The organism is Candidatus Methylopumilus planktonicus, from assembly GCF_000981505.1.
Classification (GTDB): Bacteria; Pseudomonadota; Gammaproteobacteria; order Burkholderiales; family Methylophilaceae; genus Methylopumilus; species Methylopumilus planktonicus.
This window is the reverse complement of record NZ_LN827929.1, coordinates 1,287,403-1,307,985: the sequence shown is the minus strand read 5'-3', so window position 1 is coordinate 1,307,985 and position 20,583 is coordinate 1,287,403. Positions and strand designations below refer to the sequence as shown.

The following is a 20,583-nucleotide window of genomic DNA, read 5'->3' as shown; positions in this document are numbered from 1 at the left end:
AAAATATATGAAAAAGTTAGCCACTCATTTAATTAATATTGCTTTAATTTTAGCTTTTCTATTTGGTGCTTATTATGTGTATCAACTCTCGAATAAAAAGAAACCTGAAGATTTATATCGACTCCAGCCAGTCACGATGGGCGATATTGAACAAAATGTGACAGCGAATGGTACGATCAATCCTGTGACGCTTGTGAATGTGGGTACCCAAGTTTCAGGTCGTGTTAAAAAAATCTACGCGGACTATAACGATCAGGTAAAAAAAGGCCAAATCCTTTTAGAGCTTGAAGATGAATTATTTAAAGCACAAATTGCACAATCGCTAGGTAATGTAAAAAATAATGAAGCTTCGCTCGAATTAGCCAAAGCGAATGAAGCAAGAATGCGAAACTTATTACAACAAGAATATGTATCTAAACAAGAGCTTGATCAAGCGATTCAAGCTTTAAAATCTGCCGAAGCGCAATTAAGTACGACCAAAGCACAACTCAAACGTGATCAAACGAATTATGGCTATTCCATTATTAAGTCACCTGTGGCAGGCGTTGTTGTGGACCGTGTGGTGGATGTCGGTCAAACGGTGGCAGCAAGCTTACAAACACCGACCTTGTTTAAAATTGCGCAAGACTTATCCAAGATGCAAATCGATACAAGTTATGCAGAAGCAGATATTGGCCGTATTCGAGTCGGCCAAACAGCTAAATTTAATGTAGATGCATTTCCTAATCAAAATTTTGAAGGTATGGTTAAACAAATTAGACTCAATCCAACAAATACAGCGAATGTTGTGACTTATGACGTCGTGATTTCAGTGGATAATCCAGATCAACTTTTATTACCAGGCATGACAGCGTACGTGAATATTAATTTTGCAAAACATGACAATGTTTTGTTGGTACCTAACGCAGCTTTACGTTATCGACCTAAAAATGAAGAAATGAAATTAGCCATGAAGAAAGATAAAAAACCAGATGACAATAAAGCTAAAACAAACAACGACGGTTTAGGTTCTGGCAAAGTTTATGTCTTAAGAAACAACAAGCCTGAAATGATTAGGGTTAAAACAAGCATTACGAATGGCAAATTTACTGAGATAGTGTCTTCAGATATTAAGCCGAATGAATTTGTGATTACGGCTGACATGTCAACAGATCAAAAACCGGGCGGTTCAAATGCACAAGGCCCGAGTCGTCCGCCACGAGTCTTTTAATCTATGACAAAAAAAGTCATTGAGATTCAAGGTCTTTATAAAGATTACGATACTGCTGCAGGCGTTTTTCCTGTTCTCAAAGATGTGAATCTAACGATTGATGATGGCGAATATGTTGCAATCATGGGCCCTTCAGGCTCAGGTAAATCGACTTTCATGAATATCTTAGGCTGTCTAGATCGCCCTACCAAAGGTGAATACATGCTCGATGGTCATTCCGTTAAATCTTTAAGTAGTAATGAGCTAGCAAAACTTCGTAACAAAACCATTGGGTTTGTTTTTCAGGGGTTTAATTTACTTGCGCGATCAACCTTAGTTGAAAATGTATCATTACCATTAGTTTATGCTGAAGATCAAAAAGAATTAAGAACAAAGATAGCTAAAAATATTTTAGAAAGAATGGGATTAGGTAATTATTTTGATTCCAAGCCGAGTCAAATTTCAGGAGGACAGCAGCAGCGAGTTGCTATTGCAAGAGCTCTTGTTAATCAACCGCGCATTATTTTAGCCGATGAACCTACAGGTAATTTAGATAGTAAAACGAGCGGTGAAATTATGAAAATATTTGATGAGCTTAATCAAATTGGAAACACCATTATTATTGTCACTCATGAAAACGATATTGCAGATCACACGAGCCGACAAGTGCGTTTCTTAGATGGAAAAATTGTGGAAGATTCCCGTAATACAAAAGAAAAGGTAGAGGCTTAAATGTTTTTTTCCATGTTGAGTGAAGCCTGGCATGCTATGAGTGCAAATCGTCTTCGCACATTCTTAACTATGTTAGGTATGGTCATTGGTGTAGGCGCTGTGATATTGATGATGGCCATCGGGGAAGGCGCCCAACAATCTATTAAAAGATCGATTGATTCGATGGGTAGTAATCTATTCGTAATTTTATCGGGCTCTTCAAGCGCCTCAGGCTTGAGAAGTGGGTCAGGTAATTCTTCAGCGCTCAATATAAATGATGCGAATGCTGTTGGGGACTTGGAAGATATTGCAGTCATTGCTCCGATAAGTACCGGCAATGCACAAATCATTTTTTCAGGGAACAATTGGAATACATCGATTATTGGCACTTCCCCTACCTACTTTTCCATTCGCGGATGGAATGTCGATAGCGGCGAATTATTTTCAGATGCTGATGTACGCTCTGCAAACCGTGTGGCTCTCATTGGAAAAACAGTTGCCGAAAATTTATTTGGTGATGATATAGACCCTATCGGCAAAACGATTCGCATCAAAAAAAACCCATTTACAATTTTGGGTGTATTAGAAAGCAAAGGACAAAGCTTTGATGGCCGAGATCAGGACGATACCATTATCGTCCCCATCACAACAGCGCAGAGAAAATTATTTGGTAATCAAATTCCAGGAAGTGTGCGCATGATCATGGCGCAAGCCAAATCAGAAAAATATATGGAAGTTGCTGAAGATGCGATTAATGATTTGATTCGTCAGCGACATAATATTCGTGAAAATGCGGAAAGTGATTTTTCAGTGAGAAATTTAACGGCTATGGCCAAAACTGCAAGTGAAACCGCAAAAACGATGTCGATGCTATTGGGAGCCATTGCTTCTATCTCACTTCTTGTAGGTGGTATCGGTATTATGAATATCATGTTGGTATCGGTCACCGAGCGCACTCGTGAAATTGGTATTCGTATGGCGATAGGCGCGCGTGAAAAAGATATTCTGCTTCAGTTTCTCTTAGAGGCGTGTGTGATTTCTATTGTAGGTTGCGTGATTGGGGTCGCGCTTGGATTAGGTGGCGCAATGCTTGTAAAAAAAATGGTGGGCGCTGAAATTTTAATTTCAATGCAATCCATCGTATTAGCTTTTTCAGTGGCTACGAGTGTGGGTGTCTTCTTTGGTTATTATCCAGCAAGTAAGGCCGCCAAGCTTCACCCAATCGAAGCTTTAAGGTATCAGTAAATATTTATTTGAGAAGCAGCAATTCTGGGATACTATTTTTAGGAATCCAAACCATCGTATTTTGATCGAACATGCTGGAAATATGATTTAACTATTGGCTTATATATAAAATTCACAAGAGTTTATTTAAAGGTCATACGTTTTAGAACACCATCTTTATTAATAAAAGTATGCTTGATTACACCAAGAAGATGGAGAGCAAATAAAGCGAGCATAATATAGCCCATATAATCATGTATCATTTTGAAAACTTCTCTCATTTCGTCATTGCCTAGCCCTTCTATCATGGGGATTCCAAACCATTTAATTCCGTATTTACTATACGTTGCCATTATGACCCCAGAGAGAGGAAGAAGAACCATCGCGAGATAGAAAGCATGGTGCGACCCTTTGGCTAATTTTTTTTCCCATACTTTCATTGATTTTAAAAGTGCAGGTGCAGGGTGCGTCAGGCGCCAAAAAACTCGAAACAAAATTAATCCTAAAAGAGTAACACCAACAGATTTATGGAGATTGAAATAAAAACTTCTTGGTGAAGCTTCTTCATTTAGATGCCAAGTATAAAATCCTAAATTGAAGAGATCAAAGCTCGCAGACTTAGGAGCTTCTTTGGGAAGGTCTGTCATAAACCAAGCTAATATAAACATAAAAATAATAGCCACTGCTATGAGCCAGTGAAGAATGATTGCGGTCTTTGTATATTTTGTGGATGCTGTTGCCATCTTGAATTCCTTAAAATTAGTAAAACATCAATTTCATTTTAACTCACTAAAAAGCATTGAGTATTCTTATGAATTATTTTAATGCTAACCATGATTGATTACAATATGTGACTTAGATCAACATAAAAGCAGCCGATGGCTGCTTTTATGAATGCTAAAAAACTTATTTACGTTTTTTTGTTTTTGTTACATTATCAAGTGCAAATGTGGTGACTGGATTTTGCATTAAAATGATAAGTCCGCCTGTAATCGCTATGTACTGAAGAGCTTGTTGGAGCGGAATGAGGTATATAGGAGAAGGCAGTATTGTAGAGGTATATAGATAAGACAGTGCATTGATGAATGTATAAATGGTTAATATAAGTGCCGAAAGTCTTGTCTTAAACCCCACAAAAAGAGCAAAGCCACCTAAGAGTTGCACAATGACCGAGATCGGTGCAAAAATACCTGGAAGACCATGACTCATCAATCCATTTTGGTAAGCAATATAACCATCAGGCGTATTCATAATGCCGTTAAGTGATATGAGAATGGATACAAGAAAAATTTGTGCAATAAATACACGCCCAATAGCAGGTAAAAATTTATTCATACAATCCTTAAAATTAGAGATAGTAAACACATCATGCCTCTAACAGTATCAAGATGCAAGCGTTTCACTTATGAAAAATAATCTGAAAGTTGAGATCGTAAAGTGGATAGATGGCCATACACAACTCAAGAATATTCGTGAGAAAGTATTTATTCAAGAACAAAAAGTGACGCCTCAATTAGAGTGGGATGGCATGGATGAAAAAGCAATTCACTTTTTAGTTTTTAAAGATGAGGAGGCTATTGGATGTGCGAGGGCCATTGTGATTCAAAGTCATATGCAATTAGGACGCATGGCAGTATTAAAAGAGCATCGCGGCCAAGGCATTGGAAGCGCTTTAATAGAAAAGTCGATTGTGACTGCGAAACTCAATCAACTCTCTGCCATCCATATCAGTGCTCAATGTAACGCCATCGATTTTTATGTGAAGTTTGGATTTGAAGTTATGAGCGATATCTATTTGGATGCTGAAATTCCGCATCGTGATATGACATTAGAGTTTTAAAAGTATTTTCTTGGTGATGGCTGGTATGGCTGCTCCTTCTATCGTATTTAAGGATAGCCACGCGTGAGGAGATTTCGCACGCTGTGATCTAGCTTCCAAAATACTATAAGTAATATCGAGCTTGTAATGGGTAAATATCGTTGAAGCTTTAAGATCTTTTTCTATCAAACTCACATCTAATCCGAAATTTTTTTTAATCCATGCACGAGGTGTTGCAGATTTATTTTCATATTGAGGGAGTGACCATAGCCCGCTCCATATGCCACCCTGAGGCCTCTTAATAAGTAAAACCTCATCGTGATGTTTAATAATGACCATATGCGTTGATTCAGTTGGAATTTTTATTCGAGGTCGAGGGGTTGGTACCAGATGCACTTTATTTTTCTGAAATGCGAGGCATGTTTTTTTTAATGGGCAACTTTCACACATAGGTTTTTTATTACATATCGTAGCGCCTAAATCCATCAGTGCTTGCGTATAAGTCGCGATGTTTTTATCTGGAAGAATTGACTCAGCATAATCCCATAATTTTTTTTCTGTTTTAGGTAATCCCGTCCATTGTGTAATTAAAAAATAACGGCTTAAGACACGCTTCACATTGCCATCGAGAATTGCTTTTTTTTGATTGAACGAAAATGCTGAAATGGCCCCTGCGGTAGAGCGTCCAATGCCAGGTATTTTCATCATCATGTCAAAGTGAGAAGGAAAGACTCCTTCCATCTCTTCCATAATCATTTGCGCACCTTCATGCAAAAAACGCGCACGTCGGTAATATCCTAAACCACTCCATAATCGCATGACCTCTTCTTCATCGGCATCTGCCAATGCTTTGATGGTCGGGAATTTTTTCATGAAGCGATGGTAATAATTAATCACAGTGGCTACTTGTGTTTGTTGCAACATGATTTCTGATACCCAAACGTCGTAAGGGTCTTTTGATTGCTGCCAAGGTAAATGATGTCGACCTGACTTGGCATGCCAAGTAATTAATCGATCAGCAAGTGATTTCATGAAAAGAGTTGGTGTAGCCAGTGGCTGAAATTCTGAAAACCTTCAAGACCAAGGAGGTAAAGACTTATAAAAAATAATGAAAAATAAAAAATAGTAAAAAGAATCCAAAAGAAAGCAATCAGAACAAAAAGCCCATCTTTATGAAGTTGACCTAGTGCGCAAAATAAAATGGCAAGGCCAGGAAAAAAATTATTTAAAGGAAGAATACCAAAAGGAACAGCCATTAAAATTCCTGCGAAAATAAGGCATAAGGCTTCAATTCGAACACCTAAAGGGCCTTGAATTAATATGAGTAAACGAGGTTTAGTGAATTTTTCTGTCCACTGAATCAGTTTGATCGCTGCATTGGTAATGCGTCTCCAATTATCAACACTTAAAGTGATGTCATCAATCTTTTGCGGCAGATGGGGTGTGGCGTACCCTTTTAAAATTTGCCACCCAAATGCTGCGAAGGTAACTCCTCCTAAGACACTTATAGGGCCTATAGGGAAGGGTTGCATGAACGGCAAGACTAATAAAAAACTAATAAATGAAAAACCAAAATGATTTAGTTTTAATAAGCCTTGTTTGATGCTCACAGGACGATGCTCAGCGCTTTTAACGATCCGGTGGAGAGCCTCTATGAGTGCGCGATGATTAGACTTGGCCATTAAAATAAGTGAAGACGATGATGCCTAAGATAATGCGATACCAGGCAAAAGAAATAAAGGTATGTGTGGCGACAAAGCGAATAAAAAGTTTAATGACGGCATAGGCGCTCAAAAATGCGGTGACAAAGCCAATGGCAAAAATAGGCAGATCTTGGGGGGTTAAATCATGGAAATTTTTGAGTAAATCAAAAAGGGATGCTGCTGTAATGATGGGGATCGCAAGATAAAAAGAAAATTCAGTCGCTGTTTTACGATTTAATCCTGTGAGCATGCCGCCCATGATTGTTGCAGCCGCCCTTGATACTCCAGGAATTAACGATAAACATTGTGCACAGCCAATTTTAAATGCCTGCATCATATTGATGTCGTTTGTGCTTTTTGTATTCACTTTCAATGGACGTTTTTCAATGGCTATCATGACAACACCTCCTAAGATGAGGGCTAATGACACATAAAGCGGTGAAAATAAATAAGCTTTAATCGCTTTATGAAATAAAAGACCTAAGATCGCGGCTGGTAAAAATGCAATGAAAAGACGTAAGACAAAGTCTTGAGAAGTTCTATCATGAAGGGCTCCACTCGCGACTGTAAAAAGTGTTTTGCGATACTCGACCACAATCGCTAAAATGGCACCTAATTGAATGAAGATTTCAAAAACATTGGCGGAGGCATGGTTAAAATTTAAAAGCTCACTCGCAATAATCAGATGCCCTGTAGAGCTCACAGGTAAAAATTCAGTGGCTCCTTCAATAAGACCTAGAATCAAACTTGAAAAATAAAGTGAGAAATCCATTTAAGTTTTTTGGTAGATTTCAACGCCCTTCTTAATGAACTCAATGGATTTTTCTTCCATACCTTTTTTCAAGGCCTCATCTTCTTTCATACCTTTTGCTGCTGCATAGTCTCTTACGTCTTGTGTGATTTTCATGGAACAGAAATGCGGACCACACATGGAGCAAAAGTGTGCTTGTTTAGCGCCTTCTTGCGGCAAGGTTTCATCGTGGAATTCTTTTGCTTTTTCCGGATCTAAACCTAAATTAAACTGATCTTCCCAGCGGAACTCGAAACGTGCTTTCGATAAAGCATTGTCACGGATTTGTGCGCCTGGATGACCTTTAGCAAGATCGGCCGCATGCGCTGCAATCTTATAAGTGATGATGCCTACTCTGACATCTTCTTTATCAGGTAAACCTAGATGTTCTTTAGGTGTGACGTAACACAACATTGCACATCCATACCAACCAATCATCGCAGCACCAATGCCGGATGTGATGTGATCGTAACCTGGAGCAATGTCGGTGGTAAGCGGGCCCAATGTATAAAAAGGAGCTTCGCCGCAATGTTCAAGTTGAAGATCCATATTTTCTTTAATGAGGTGCATCGGCACATGTCCTGGGCCTTCAATCATGCATTGCACGTCATGTTTCCATGCAATTTGTGTAAGCTCGCCTAAAGTTTTAAGTTCTGCAAACTGGGCTTCATCATTTGCGTCATAAATGGAGCCAGGTCTTAAGCCATCCCCTAAACTAAAGCTGACATCATAAGCTTTCATGATTTCGCAAATCTCTTCGAAGTGTGTGTAAAGGAATGATTCTTCGTGATGTGCTAAACACCATTTCGCCATAATTGACCCACCGCGACTCACAATACCCGTCATACGTTTTGCCGTCATCGGTATATAACTTAATTTCACGCCCGCATGAATCGTAAAATAATCGACACCTTGTTCTGCTTGTTCGATGAGTGTGTCTTTAAAAATTTCCCAAGTCAGATCTTCAGCTTTGCCATCTACTTTTTCGAGCGCTTGATAAATGGGGACGGTTCCAATCGGTACGGGACTATTACGAATAATCCACTCACGTGTTTCATGAATGTTTTTTCCCGTGGATAAATCCATCACGGTATCTGCACCCCAACGTGTCCCCCACACCATTTTTTCAACTTCCTCACTGATACTAGAGCCTAGTGCAGAATTACCGATGTTGGCATTAATTTTCACTAAAAAATTACGACCAATAATCATGGGCTCTGTTTCAGGATGATTAATGTTGGCAGGAATGATAGCGCGACCCCGAGCCACTTCATCTCTTACAAACTCTGGTGTGATCTGTTTGGGAATGGCTGCGCCAAAATCATGACCTGGATGTTGTGTTTGTAATAAAGCAGACATGTCTTCACGTCTTTGATTTTCTCGAATGGCAATATATTCCATTTCGGGTGTGACAATCCCTTGTTTAGCGTAATGCATTTGCGACACATTTTTACCTATCTTAGCGCGTCGTGGTTGTCTTAATAAATTGAAACGCATTTTGGCGAGCTCAGGATTTGTCTTGCGTTCATGTCCGAAGATAGATGTAGGACCTTCTAAAAATTCAGTGTCATCTCTTTCTTCAATCCATTGAGATCTTAATGAGGGAAGTCCATTACGAATATCAATTTGATAATCAGGGTCGGTATAAGGGCCTGAAGTGTCATAGACCATGACCGGTGGGTTTTTTTCAGCACCAAAAGATGAAGGGGTATCCGATAAAGATATTTCTCTAAAAGGAACTTTTAAATCAGGACGCGAACCTGTGATGTAGACCTTTTTTGATTTTGCAAAAGATTTGAGCGCTTCAGGATCGAGTGACGCTGTTTCGTTTAAAAATTGATCAATATTTTTTTTTAATTGTTTGTCGGTCGCATTCATGAATTACTCCTTAAATTTTTTGTCATGCCGTAAGGAGTCTTTTAGAGGACTGCATTCCCTACGGCGGCATTACCCGCATCAGGTTCAAAGGGTTTTTCTCACCACCTTGTAAAGCGGACCCCTAGCACCCCATAAAATTACGCGAAACCCCCATGAAATGCAAGTTAGATTTATATTTAAACTATATCAAAATGATGAACTTTTCTTTGGTTATAATGGGCACATGACAATGAATGCCATTGAACAACATCGTTTTAATATGATTGAGCAGCAAATCCGCACTTGGGAAGTTTTAGATCCCGAAGTGCTTAATTTGCTTCATCAAGTACCGCGTGAAAAATTTGTACCGACTGAATATCAGGGGATAGCTTTCGCAGATACTGAAATTCCTTTGCATGATGATGTGAGCATGTTGGCGCCTAAATTAGAAGCAAGACTCATTCAATCCTTATCACTTCAAAAAAAAGATCATGTCTTAGTGGTAGGCTCTGGAAGTGGTTATCTCACTGCGCTCACGGCAAGTTTAGTTAAAAACGTGGTGTCAGTAGACATCAATCCTTATTTCACAAATCTCGCTAAACAAAACTGTCAAAAAATAAAACTTAACAATATTGAATTTGTGACAGGTGATGGTTCATTAGGCTGGTTAAAAAATCAACCTTACGATGCTATTTTATTTGCGGGTTCTTTACCTCATCTTCCAGAAGGTGTTAGAAATCAACTAAATGTGAATGGAAGACTCTTAGTCATTTTGGGCGAAGCACCCTCGATGCATGCAACTTTAATTACAAGATCAAGCCATCAAGATTTTGAAGAAGAAATTTTATTTGAAACAGTTGTACCCTCTTTGTACGTGAAACATGAAAATACATTTGTGTTTTAACTTCTTATGATAAATGATCAACTTTTAAGTCAGGTTGTGATCATTGATATCCAAGACAAGCTTGTGGATGTGATGCCTAAAAGTGACATTGAAAAAGTCGTCGACGTATCAAGCATGCTCATTCAAGCAGCAAAAATTTTAGAAGTCCCTTGCCTTTATACGGAGCAATATCCAAAAGGTCTGGGCACAACAGTCAAAAAATTACAAACGCTACTGCCTCACAGTGCCATTGAAAAAAAGGCATTCTCATGTCTTGATGAATCTAAATTTAAAAGTGCCTTAGTAAAATCAAGACCACAAATTATTTTATGCGGATTAGAAACACATATTTGTATTTTGCAAACAGCATTAGCTTTAAAAGAAGCGGGCAAAGCAGTCTTTGTCGTAGAAGATGCAACTCTCTCAAGATCGAGCCTTCATCATCAAAATGCGATCGCAAGATTAAGATCCGAAGGTATTGTAATCACGAATATAGAGTCCGTGATTTTTGAATGGTTACGCGTGGCCGAAGGTGATCACTTTAAAGCGATCGCAAAACTCATTAAAGCGTAGGTTTTATTTTATTTAAGATTCTTAATGTAGCACCCTGATGGGAATGCATCATTTCGCTGCAAGCTTTCTTCATTTTTAACTGAGAAGATGAGTGAAGCATCTGAGGTAACACTTTTTCTAATTCATCTAATGTTTGAATTCTCAATCCTGCACCTGTGCGGATGGCTTCATTCGATACATCATGAAAGTTATAAGTATGAGGACCTAAAATCACTGGCACGTTCATGGCCATAGATTCAATAAGATTCTGTCCGCCATAAGGCAATATCGTGCCACCCATGAGTGCAATATTCGCTAAGTTGTAATAACTGTACATCTCACCCATAGAGTCGCCTAAAATAAATTGGTAAGGTTTAACCTTTATTTTTTTATCACTGCGTTTAATAAATGACGCACGATATTTTTTTAACATCAGTTCAACTTCTTTAAAACGTTGCGGATGTCGTGGGACAAAAATTGTGACGAGGTTTTTATATTGCAGCTTTAATAAGCGCTGCAAAATAATTTCTTCTTCATCTTGTCTTGAGCTCGCAATCAAAAGTACCAACTGATTTTTTAAATGTAAATGTTTTTTGAGTGCTGTACTTTGTTTATTTGTATCACGTGGAGGGCCCACATCAAATTTTAAATTGCCCATCACTTCAAGGTTTCTTGCACCAAGCGCTTCAAAGCGTTTCGCATCGTTTCTTGTTTGCGCTAGCACGCCTGTTAGTTCTTGAAGCGATGGTTTCACAAGGAGCGAAATTCTTTTATAAAGCTGGAAGGATTTTTCAGACAAACGCGCATTCACTAAATAAAGTGGGATAGATTTTTGAAAAGCTTGATGAATTAAATTAAACCAAAGCTCTGTTTCAAGTAAGAGACCGATTTCTGGTTTAAAGGTATTTAAAAATCTGTTTGTCGCATCGGGGGTATCAAAAGGAAGATAGATGCGGTGGATACGAGAATGTTTAATGTCAATTGAAGTCACTCGCCCGGTAGGTGTGCCATGTGTGATGAGTAAATTATGACGCGGATATTTTTTTAAAAAAAGTTTAATGAATGGAATCGCAGCTTTTGTTTCGCCCACAGAAACAGCATGAATCCAAAGTATTTTTCGTTTGCCCCAGATTTTTTTTGTAGAAGCACTATAAAAACCATAGCGCTCACTCCAATGTTTTAGATAGTCAGGCTGTCTAAAACCCCGGTAAATCAACTTAAAGCAGGTGAATGGGAGAAGAAAATAGACTAAAAGACTATAGAAAAAGCGAATCATGCGGATATTTTCGCATAAACCATCTTGATGAACTTGTGTTTAATTTATTTTTAAAGAAAGGCCTTGCTTAAGTTTTAAAAGTTAAGCTCGAAAAATAGAGGTTAACTTTTTCCCTAAATTTGTGCATATATTTCAATTGACGGACTACTAGGTCATGGATAATATATCTACAAAACCACTATATATTGTGGTTTTAAGCAAAAATACCATGTAACACCAAATTTAGTAAATATACATAAGTAAAGAATAATTCAGGGGAAATCCATGCTCAAAGCTGTTCGTCCAAAGTCCGCATTAAGTGACCATCAAGACCACGAAATACCAATTCAAGATGTTTCACTAGATATCTGGGACAAAAAGTATCGTTTGAAATCAAAACAGGGCGAGCATGTTGATAAAAATATCGATGATTCTTTTAAGCGTGTGGCTAGAGCTTTAGCGGATGTTGAAATTCCAGCTAAAAGAGAAGAATGGTATGAAAAATTCTTATGGGCATTAAGACACGGCGCTATCCCAGCAGGTCGTATTACTTCGAATGCGGGTGCCCTAGAACATAAGCCAGCGACCTCGACGATTAACTGCACAGTATCAGGCATCGTGGAGGACAGCATGTCTGGCATTTTAGATAAAGTGCATGAAGCAGGGCTCACCTTAAAAGCAGGTTGCGGTATTGGCTATGAATTTTCGACCTTAAGACCTAAAGGTGCTTTTGTGGCAGGCGCAGGCGCTTATACAAGTGGCCCACTTTCATTTATGGATATCTACGACAAGATGTGTTTCACCGTGTCATCTGCTGGCGGCCGCCGTGGCGCACAAATGGCAACTTTCGATATTGCCCACCCAGATGTTACTGACTTTATTAAAGCAAAACGTGAAAACGGTCGACTCCGTCAATTTAATCTTTCATGCTTGATCACTAAAGAATTTATGGAGGCGGTCAAGGCTGACAGCGATTGGAAAGTAGCATTCCCTGTCACGGAAAAAGAATCCATCGTTGATGGTTTAAATGTGAATGACGAAAGCCAAGTAGTTTGGAGAGAGTGGCCTGTTAAAGGGAAATACCTCACTAAGGCGGAAGGTATTGACGCTGGTAAAGTTGCATGCCGCGTTTACAAAACTATTAAAGCAAGACGTTTGTGGGACATCATCATGTCATCAACTTACGATTTTGCTGAGCCTGGTTTTATTTTGATTGATCGCGTGAACGAAATGAACAACAACTGGTTCTGCGAAAACATTCGCGCTACCAACCCATGTGGCGAGCAACCTCTCCCACCTTACGGTGCTTGTTTATTAGGTTCCGTGAACTTAACAAAATTTGTTAAAAAACCTTTCACCGATGAAGCATTTTTTGATTGGGCTGAATATAAAGAAGTGATTGCGATCTTTACACGTATGTTAGATAACGTGGTTGAAATTAATGGCCTACCTTTAGAAGAGCAACGCAAAGAAATTGTACGTAAACGTCGTCACGGCATGGGTTACTTAGGTTTAGGTTCATCACTCACGATGCTTAAGATGCAATATGGTGATGATGCTTCTTTAAAATTCACTGACGAAGTGAGCCGTATTTTGGCCGAGGTGGGTTGGGAAGCAGGGATTGATTTAGCCGATGAAAAAGGTGCCGCTCCCATTATGGACGAAGAGTTTGTAGTGACTGCCGACATGTTAGCTAAGCGTCCTGAGATGGCAGCCGATGGTATTAAAGTGGGTGCTAAAGTTAAAGGCAAAGTATTGCTCGGTAAATATAGTCGCTATATGCAGCAATTCCCTGAGGGACTTCGTAATAAGATTGCTAAACAAGGTGTGCGTTTCACACACCATAGTTCAATTGCACCGACAGGCACGATTTCATTGTCTTTAGCTAATAATGCAAGTAACGGGATTGAACCTTCTTTTGCACATCACTATAGTCGTAACGTGATTCGTGAAGGTAAGAAATCAAAAGAAAAAGTGGATGTCTACTCATACGAATTATTAGCGTATCGCGAATTGATTAATTCAAATGCGATGCCGTTCTCAGAAAAAGAAGATGAAAAATTACCGGATTATTTTTTAGATTCTTCAACAATTCAAGCGAAAGCACACGTCGATATTCAAGCGGCTTCACAAAAGTGGATTGATAGTTCGATTTCTAAAACCATCAACGTGCCAACGGATTACGATTACGAAGACTTTAAAAATATTTATTTATACGCATATGACAAAGGCCTTAAAGGTTGTACAACTTTTAGATTCAACCCAGAGGCTTTCCAAGGTGTATTGGTGACAGAAAAAGATTTAGAGAACACCACTTATAAATTTACTTTAGAAGATGGCTCTCAAGTTGAAGTAAAGGGTAACGAAGAAATTGAATATGATGGTGAAACCCACTCAGCAGCGAATCTTTATGACGCACTCAAAGAAGGTTATTACGGTAAGTTCTAAGACTTAAGAAATTAAAGGAAAATAATGGCAATTAAAATTGAAAAAAAGATCGTAGGTTATAACGTCGTTTCTGAAGAAGATAAAGCGAATGCGCTAGCTCAGAGAGAAAATCAAAATGTCGTGCAATTAGGTGAGCCTTTAGGCCGCCCTGAAAAAATTACAGGTTCCACTTATAAAGTGAAAACACCTGTGACTGAGCACGCACTTTATATCACGATCAATGACATCATCATGAACGAAGGTACGCCGCAAGAACATCGCAGACCTTTTGAAATTTTTATTAATTCAAAAAACATGGATCACTTCCAATGGATTGTAGCTTTGACGCGCGTGATGTCTGCTGTATTCAGAAAAGGTGGCGATTTGACATTCTTGGTCGAAGAACTTCATAGCGTATTTGATCCTAATGGTGGCTACTTTAAAAAAGGCGGTAAGTACGTGCCGAGTCTAGTGGCTGAAATCGGTGAAGTCGTTGAGCAACATTTAATTGATATTGGTATGCTTAAAAAAGCCTTACCTGATGAACATCAAAAAAAATTGATGGAAGAAAAGCGTGCTGAATATATGGAAAAACATTCTGAAGAAATTGATAGTACAGGATACCCAAAAGGCTCACAACTTTGTAGCAAATGCCAAACGAAAGCAGTCATTATGATGGACGGATGTCTCACATGCTTAAGTTGTGGTGACAGTAAATGTGGTTAAGTTTTGAATTTTTATGGAACTAAGCTTTTTAGTTCGCTATCTATCATTTCCTTAGTTAAATTTTTTTCGTTATGTATCGATTTTTAACCCTACTATTTTTTATTCCTCAAATAGTCTTTGCAATGGCTTCAAGTGAGGTTACTTTTGCTGTTTCACCTTCAATCGTGAAGGTTCATGTGCTTGATTCAAAAGGGGGCCATGGAGTTGGTTCAGGCATTGTTGTAGCTGAAGATCAAGTTGCAACTAATTGTCATGTTATAGCTAACTCTCAAGGGGTACAAATTGCAAAATATGGTGAGCGATTTGCACCTGTCAGCATGAAAGCAGACTGGCGCCATGATTTATGCATACTCCAATTTAAGTTTTTAAATATTAAGCCGGTTGTTTTGGGCGACACTAAAAAACTCATATACGAGCAATCAGTTTTTTCAAAAAGTTATAGTGGCAATGCTGTTAAACCAGTTGTGTCGTATGGGCAAATTAAAGCTTTATATTCTCTAGATAATGAAAATATCATTCACTCCTCAACTGGCTTTGCTATGGGAGCTTCTGGTGGAGGGCTTTTTGACGACGAGGGGCAGCTGATTGGAGTGACTACTTTTAAAAGCCCAGGACGCTTTGCTTATTTTTATAGTATTCCTGTGGAGTGGGTAAAAAAATTATTGCAGCAAGGTAAAGATATAGAATTGACTGCTCAAACTGAATTGCCTTTCTGGGATGCGCCCTTAGATAAACGTCCTTATTTTATGCAAACTTATGATGCTGAGCGAGAGAAGCAATGGGGCCGTTTATTTGAGATTTCAAGCCTTTGGCTTAAAAGTGAACCTCAATCTCTCGAAGCAATTTTTACTAAAGCTTTATCTCAATTTGAACTAAAAGATTATGTGGGAGCAAAGAAAGTATTAGACGAGGTTGTCAAGAAAAATTCTCGTCATGCACGTGCACAGTTTTACTTATTAAAGATTGCAAAAGTTAATAATGATACCAATCAAATTCTGGCGATTGAGACATTGTTAAGTCAGTTAGATGAATCCCTATTGCAGGAAGCACAATGAAACTAAGTTTTAAACAATTGATATTGTTAAGTATGCCATTTCTCATTTCAAGTTGTGGGAGTGTGAAGATGCCCGAAGTAAATTTACCTATGCTTAACGGTGATTATCGTGAACTCTCGACTGCTCCTCTAGGGGCTTCCTTGTACAAGTGTGAAAAAAATAAGAAGTTTTATATAAAAGCTCTCGAGGGCGGTAAAGAGATGTGGATGACTTTCCCGGATCGTGAATTTGGTTTAAAACAAGTAGACGCCTTAAAAAATACTTATACTAATGAGTCGACCACATTAGAGATCAATGACCCTGAGACATCCATTAAAGAGGGCGATGTTTTAACTTATCAAAAATGTCAGATACAAAAGTTAAAATAGCCACTTGCGCTTCATAAAAACGAGGCGTACATTAAAGGTTCATCACCATTTGATTTTTTAAGGGAGGGTCTTATGGATAATAAGTATGGTCTTGGAAGTGACAAAGTATCTGCGGAGATTCATGATCACCATGAGAAAGCCGCGAGCTGTTATAAGTGCCAGGCAACTCATTTGCAATATTGCCCGACCATGGAAGATCACCAGTGTGTCGATTGTGGTGAGTGGCAAAATGACGCTCCTTTAAATTACTCTACAGGCCGCAGTTCAGACTACTAAAATTCACTTTAAACTCGCTTCGAATCAAGTAAAATAAGGGATTCCGTTTTTCTATTAACCCCTTATTAAGCTTAGGATGAAGCATGTTAATTCAGTCAGAATTCGTTGATTTAAATACCCCTACAGGCATTATGCGTACTTATGTGCATAAGCCTCTCACGCATAAAAAGACCCCCGCAATTCTTTTTTATTCAGAAATTTTTCAGCAAACAGGTCCGATTGAACGTGCAGCCAAAATCATTGCGGGTCATGGATTCACTGTGTTAGTGCCTGAAGTCTTTCACGAGTTAAATCCAATTGGCACAGTCTTAGCTTACGATGACGCAGGACGTGATAAAGGTAATGCGGATAAGTCTGCAAAAGACGTTGAGGGTTATGACGCTGACAATCAAGCAATGATTGCATGGATCAAAAAACAACCTTGGTTTTCAGGCCATATCGGGGCTATGGGATTTTGTATTGGCGGGCACTTAGCTTTTAGAGCAGCACTTCAACCCGAGATTGAAGCCACCGCATGTTTTTATGCGACAGATTTACATACCAATGTGATTCCAAACAAACCTAATCAGCATTCCATGAATCGCTTAAAAGATATCAAGGGTGAGCTCCTAATGATTTGGGGCAAACAAGACAACCATATTCCAGAACAAGGCCGTAAAGTCGTTTATGAAAAAATGCTTGATGCTCAATTAGCATTTACGTGGCATGAGTTTAATGGCCAACATGCCTTTATGCGTGACGAAGGTGAGCGCTATGATCCTGAGTTGGCACTTTTAGGTTACGACTTAGCTTTAAAACTTTTCCAACGCAAGCTTGCTTAAACGCAATCTGAGATTGACTCGAGCCAGCGTTTACGGCGAAGCTTTTCATCGGTAGTTAATTCAATCGGCGTGGTTTTCTTTTCCAACGGAATTAAATGATCTGTCTCGTCTTTGCTCTGAGGCAATGTATTCAGCGAATCTGTATTATAATTTTGCATATAGCTTTTCCTTTTGGGATTGTATTTAACTCTATGGAATTGTGTTCCATTGAATTACGACTCTAAATTTATTAAAAAATTCAATGTTTGACGAATAAAGCCACATCCATGAATCTTAAAATTAACGGTAATATAAAATCTTTTGATGACACTTCGATGACAATCGAAGGATTAGTCATACAACTTAATCTTTTAGGTAAGCGAATTGCAATCGAAAAGAACGGCATGATTATTTCAAAATCTGAATTCCAAAATATCTTGCTCCAAGATGGCGACCAATTAGAAATTGTTGGCGCAGTTGGTGGTGGTTAAGATGGCACAAAAAAAAGATTCACTTATCATCGCAGGTAAAAGTTACCAATCAAGACTATTGGTAGGTACTGGTAAATATAAAGATTTTCAGGAAACAAGACTCGCGATTGATGCGAGTGGTGCAGAAATTATTACAGTTGCGATTCGCCGAACTAATATTGGTCAAAATGAAGGTGAGCCATCTCTTCTTGATTTTGTGCCACCCAATCGTTTTACTTATCTTCCTAATACGGCAGGTTGTTATTCAGCCGATGATGCGGTGAGAACACTTCGTTTGGCCCGAGAATTATTAGATGGCCATACGCTTGTCAAATTAGAAGTCTTAGGTGACCCTAAAACACTTTATCCCAACGTGATGGAAACTTTAAAAGCCGCAGAAATTTTAATTAAAGAAGGTTTTGATGTGATGGTGTACACATCAGATGATCCGATTGTGGCAAAAGAACTTGAAAACATTGGTTGCTGTGCCATCATGCCTTTGGCTTCTCTCATTGGCTCTGGCATGGGTATTTTAAATCCATGGAATTTACAAATTATTATTGAACATGCAAAAGTTCCTGTTTTAGTAGACGCAGGTGTGGGTACCGCTTCAGATGCTGCGATTGCTATGGAATTAGGTTGCGAAGGTGTCCTCATGAATACAGCAATTGCAAGTGCAAATGATCCAATCATGATGGCAAGTGCTATGAAAAAAGCCATTGAGGCTGGGCGCGAAGCATACCTTGCAGGACGAATGGCTAAGAAATTATATTCAGCATCACCCACCTCCCCCACACAAGGCATGATTTCCTAATATTATGGGATCTTCAAAATTACATGCGATTCGTATTAATGTTGAAACTCATTTTGTAGAAGAAAAATCTAGCATTGAGCATAACCGTTATTTTTTCAATTACACCGTTACGATCAGCAATGATGGATTGATTCCAGCGCAGCTTGTGAGCCGTCATTGGATTATTACAGACGCTAATGAAGAATCTTTTGAAGTGAAAGGTTTAGGGGTAGTGGGTGAACAGCCTCTGATTCAACCGCATGAGTCGTATACTTATACTAGCGGGACTGAAATTAACACACCTGTAGGCTCCATGCACGGCAGTTATCAGATGGTGTCCGAAGATGGCACATCATTTGATGCAGAAATTCCTATGTTTATTTTATCGATGCCAAGGACGCTCCATTAAATGAGACATTTCATTGTATTCTTACTTACTTTATTTCTTGTCTCATGCGTAGATGTTCCCAATAAGGGAGAAAAAGTTTCTGTTACAAAACCTAATTGTGATTGCCCAAAAATTAAAACAGAAAAAGAAGATATAGCAAAAATTCCTGATTACGGCCTTCTAAAAAAATCAGACTGGGGCGCGATTGAATCCTCATTTGAAAGTGACAATCTTATTCCTGCTTGGACAGCATGGCTTAGAAGCTGTTCTGCTTTAAAACAAAAAGAAGCTTGGAAAAAAGTATGTGATGTTGCAGATGACATTAAAGAGCCAAGTGATGAAAATATTAAAAACTATTTTAAAAACTATTTTAATGTGTATATCGCAAGTAATATTGATGGCTCTGAAACCGGTATCATTACTGGTTATTATCAGCCTATCTTAAAAGGTAGTAAGGTTAAAACGTCGCATTACAAAATCCCGCTTTACACAACGCCCAAAGATTTGATTACTGTGGATTTAAGTGAAGTTTATCCAGAACTTAAATCAAAACGTTTGCGTGGGAAAGTAGTGGGAAACAAATTAGTCCCCTACTTATCAAGAGCCGAGATTGATGGGCAAGGCACCCCTTTGGCAGGAAATGAAATTGTTTGGGTAGAAGATCCTGTAGAGGCTTTCTTTTTAGAGATTCAAGGATCAGGCATTATTCATTTTGATAATGGAGAAACTATGCAAATTGGGTATGCCGATCAAAATGGCCATCCATTTAAAGCGATCGGTTCAGCACTCATTCAGAAAAAAGAAATCACCATGGCTGAAGCTTCGATGGAAGGCATCAAAGATTGGGCTAGAAAAAATATTGTGAAACTTAAAGCATTTTTAAACATGAATACTAGCTATGTATTTTTTAGAAAATTACCAGATGATTTACCAGGTCCGATTGGTGCTTTAGGGGTATCGATTGAAGCCGAGCGAAGTGTTGCGATCGATCCTAAATTTATTCCATTAGGGGCGCCTATTTTCTTATCTACAACCCAACCTAATACCAATGATTCTCTCGATCGCTTAGTGGTTGCTCAAGATACAGGCGGGGCAATTCGAGGCGGTGTTCGCGCAGATTTCTATTGGGGCACTGGGGAAGAGGCGGGAAGAAAAGCGGGATCGATGAAACAACAGGGAAAAATTTGGGCATTACTCCCTAAGGATTATGTATTTCCAATCGCGACTCAAGAATTTGCCGTGAAACGCAATCGTATTGAGGAATCTTCCAAATAAAAAAAAGGAAGCTAAGCTTCCT

At 38.8% G+C, this 20,583-nt stretch carries 24 protein-coding genes and 1 riboswitch; of the genes, 16 read left to right on the top strand and 8 right to left on the bottom strand.

Annotated features, from left to right (window positions below; translation table 11 throughout):
* Positions 1-7 precede the first annotated feature (7 nt).
* Genes BN1208_RS06865 through BN1208_RS06855 form a run of 3 tightly spaced genes read left to right on the top strand, consistent with a single transcriptional unit; the run spans position 8 to position 3,145 of the window.
* On the top strand, positions 8-1,210 hold the full coding sequence (locus BN1208_RS06865; RefSeq protein ID WP_046489050.1) for an efflux RND transporter periplasmic adaptor subunit: 1,203 nt from the start codon (positions 8-10) through the stop codon (positions 1,208-1,210).
* Positions 1,211-1,213: 3 nt separating this feature from the next.
* Positions 1,214-1,921 carry an ABC transporter ATP-binding protein gene (locus BN1208_RS06860; RefSeq protein WP_046489049.1) on the top strand — a complete coding sequence of 236 codons (708 nt, stop codon included), beginning with the start codon at positions 1,214-1,216 and terminating at the stop codon, positions 1,919-1,921.
* Positions 1,922-3,145, top strand: coding sequence for an ABC transporter permease (locus BN1208_RS06855; protein WP_046489048.1), 1,224 nt, complete (start codon positions 1,922-1,924; stop codon positions 3,143-3,145).
* A gap of 122 nt (positions 3,146-3,267) precedes the next feature.
* On the opposite strand, the gene BN1208_RS06850 is transcribed toward BN1208_RS06855, so the two are convergent.
* Both BN1208_RS06850 and BN1208_RS06845 read right to left on the bottom strand, forming a co-directional pair.
* Positions 3,268-3,867 carry a cytochrome b gene (locus tag BN1208_RS06850; protein ID WP_046489047.1) on the bottom strand — a complete coding sequence of 200 codons (600 nt, stop codon included), beginning with the start codon at positions 3,865-3,867 and terminating at the stop codon, positions 3,268-3,270.
* Between the two features lie 163 nt (positions 3,868-4,030).
* Complete coding sequence (locus tag BN1208_RS06845; RefSeq protein WP_046489044.1) at positions 4,031-4,459, bottom strand: DoxX family protein; 429 nt, start codon at positions 4,457-4,459, stop codon at positions 4,031-4,033.
* Positions 4,460-4,529: 70 nt separating this feature from the next.
* On the opposite strand from BN1208_RS06845, the gene BN1208_RS06840 reads away from it, so the two are divergent.
* Entirely contained in the window at positions 4,530-4,964 is a 435-nt protein-coding gene (locus tag BN1208_RS06840) for a GNAT family N-acetyltransferase (protein ID WP_046489042.1), read from the top strand.
* Here BN1208_RS06840 and mutY read toward each other — a convergent pair.
* The 4 genes from mutY to thiC are packed head-to-tail and all read right to left on the bottom strand — an operon-like array spanning position 4,953 to position 9,314.
* Positions 4,953-5,975, bottom strand: coding sequence for an A/G-specific adenine glycosylase (gene mutY, locus BN1208_RS06835; RefSeq protein WP_052734669.1), 1,023 nt, complete (start codon positions 5,973-5,975; stop codon positions 4,953-4,955). The genes BN1208_RS06840 and mutY overlap by 12 nt on opposite strands.
* Positions 5,972-6,625, bottom strand: coding sequence for an exopolysaccharide biosynthesis protein (locus tag BN1208_RS06830; RefSeq protein ID WP_046489038.1), 654 nt, complete (start codon positions 6,623-6,625; stop codon positions 5,972-5,974). Before BN1208_RS06830 ends, mutY begins: the two co-directional genes overlap by 4 nt.
* Entirely contained in the window at positions 6,612-7,418 is an 807-nt protein-coding gene (locus BN1208_RS06825; RefSeq protein WP_046489036.1) for an undecaprenyl-diphosphate phosphatase, read from the bottom strand. Before BN1208_RS06825 ends, BN1208_RS06830 begins: the two co-directional genes overlap by 14 nt.
* Positions 7,419-9,314 carry a phosphomethylpyrimidine synthase ThiC gene (gene thiC, locus BN1208_RS06820; RefSeq protein ID WP_046489034.1) on the bottom strand — a complete coding sequence of 632 codons (1,896 nt, stop codon included), beginning with the start codon at positions 9,312-9,314 and terminating at the stop codon, positions 7,419-7,421.
* Positions 9,315-9,351: 37 nt separating this feature from the next.
* Positions 9,352-9,447: riboswitch (TPP riboswitch) on the bottom strand.
* A 96-nt stretch (positions 9,448-9,543) separates the two neighbouring features.
* On the opposite strand from thiC, the gene BN1208_RS06815 reads away from it, so the two are divergent.
* Positions 9,544-10,197: a protein-L-isoaspartate O-methyltransferase family protein gene (locus BN1208_RS06815; protein ID WP_156157807.1), complete on the top strand. Its 654-nt coding sequence runs from the start codon at positions 9,544-9,546 to the stop codon at positions 10,195-10,197.
* 6 nt (positions 10,198-10,203) lie between these two features.
* Positions 10,204-10,749: an isochorismatase family protein gene (locus tag BN1208_RS06810; RefSeq protein WP_046489033.1), complete on the top strand. Its 546-nt coding sequence runs from the start codon at positions 10,204-10,206 to the stop codon at positions 10,747-10,749.
* Here BN1208_RS06810 and BN1208_RS06805 read toward each other — a convergent pair.
* Positions 10,739-12,004, bottom strand: coding sequence for a 3-deoxy-D-manno-octulosonic acid transferase (locus BN1208_RS06805; RefSeq protein WP_046489031.1), 1,266 nt, complete (start codon positions 12,002-12,004; stop codon positions 10,739-10,741). The two genes, BN1208_RS06810 and BN1208_RS06805, sit on opposite strands and share 11 nt — an antisense overlap.
* Positions 12,005-12,268: 264 nt before the next feature.
* On the opposite strand from BN1208_RS06805, the gene BN1208_RS06800 reads away from it, so the two are divergent.
* The 6 genes from BN1208_RS06800 to BN1208_RS06775 all read left to right on the top strand — a co-directional run bounded on the left by BN1208_RS06800 (position 12,269) and on the right by BN1208_RS06775 (position 17,656).
* The gene (locus BN1208_RS06800; protein ID WP_046489029.1) at positions 12,269-14,431 is read left to right on the top strand and encodes an adenosylcobalamin-dependent ribonucleoside-diphosphate reductase; all 2,163 of its coding nucleotides are present in this window, start codon (positions 12,269-12,271) and stop codon (positions 14,429-14,431) included.
* A 24-nt stretch (positions 14,432-14,455) separates the two neighbouring features.
* Positions 14,456-15,136 (top strand): TSCPD domain-containing protein, encoded by a 681-nt coding sequence (locus BN1208_RS06795; RefSeq protein ID WP_046489027.1) that lies wholly within the window; start codon positions 14,456-14,458, stop codon positions 15,134-15,136.
* Between the two features lie 71 nt (positions 15,137-15,207).
* A complete protein-coding gene (locus BN1208_RS06790) occupies positions 15,208-16,191 on the top strand; it encodes a S1 family peptidase (protein WP_046489025.1) in 984 nt (327 codons plus the stop codon).
* 68 nt (positions 16,192-16,259) lie between these two features.
* Positions 16,260-16,559: a hypothetical protein gene (locus BN1208_RS06785; RefSeq protein ID WP_156157800.1), complete on the top strand. Its 300-nt coding sequence runs from the start codon at positions 16,260-16,262 to the stop codon at positions 16,557-16,559.
* A 72-nt stretch (positions 16,560-16,631) separates the two neighbouring features.
* A complete protein-coding gene (locus BN1208_RS06780) occupies positions 16,632-16,835 on the top strand; it encodes a hypothetical protein (RefSeq protein WP_046489021.1) in 204 nt (67 codons plus the stop codon).
* Between the two features lie 83 nt (positions 16,836-16,918).
* Positions 16,919-17,656 (top strand): dienelactone hydrolase family protein, encoded by a 738-nt coding sequence (locus BN1208_RS06775; protein WP_046489019.1) that lies wholly within the window; start codon positions 16,919-16,921, stop codon positions 17,654-17,656.
* On the opposite strand, the gene BN1208_RS07315 is transcribed toward BN1208_RS06775, so the two are convergent.
* Complete coding sequence (locus tag BN1208_RS07315) at positions 17,653-17,814, bottom strand: hypothetical protein (RefSeq protein ID WP_156157799.1); 162 nt, start codon at positions 17,812-17,814, stop codon at positions 17,653-17,655. The two genes, BN1208_RS06775 and BN1208_RS07315, sit on opposite strands and share 4 nt — an antisense overlap.
* A gap of 87 nt (positions 17,815-17,901) precedes the next feature.
* Between BN1208_RS07315 and thiS the strand changes: the two genes are divergently transcribed.
* The 4 genes from thiS to mltA are packed head-to-tail and all read left to right on the top strand — an operon-like array spanning position 17,902 to position 20,561.
* Positions 17,902-18,126 (top strand): sulfur carrier protein ThiS, encoded by a 225-nt coding sequence (gene thiS, locus BN1208_RS06770; RefSeq protein ID WP_420885848.1) that lies wholly within the window; start codon positions 17,902-17,904, stop codon positions 18,124-18,126.
* Between the two features lies 1 nt (position 18,127).
* Positions 18,128-18,919, top strand: a complete 792-nt coding sequence (locus BN1208_RS06765) for a thiazole synthase (protein ID WP_046489015.1) — start codon at positions 18,128-18,130, stop codon at positions 18,917-18,919.
* A 4-nt stretch (positions 18,920-18,923) separates the two neighbouring features.
* The gene (gene apaG, locus BN1208_RS06760; RefSeq protein ID WP_046489013.1) at positions 18,924-19,307 is read left to right on the top strand and encodes a Co2+/Mg2+ efflux protein ApaG; all 384 of its coding nucleotides are present in this window, start codon (positions 18,924-18,926) and stop codon (positions 19,305-19,307) included.
* The gene (mltA, locus tag BN1208_RS06755) at positions 19,308-20,561 is read left to right on the top strand and encodes a murein transglycosylase A (protein ID WP_046489011.1); all 1,254 of its coding nucleotides are present in this window, start codon (positions 19,308-19,310) and stop codon (positions 20,559-20,561) included.
* The last annotated feature ends 22 nt before the right edge of the window (positions 20,562-20,583 follow it).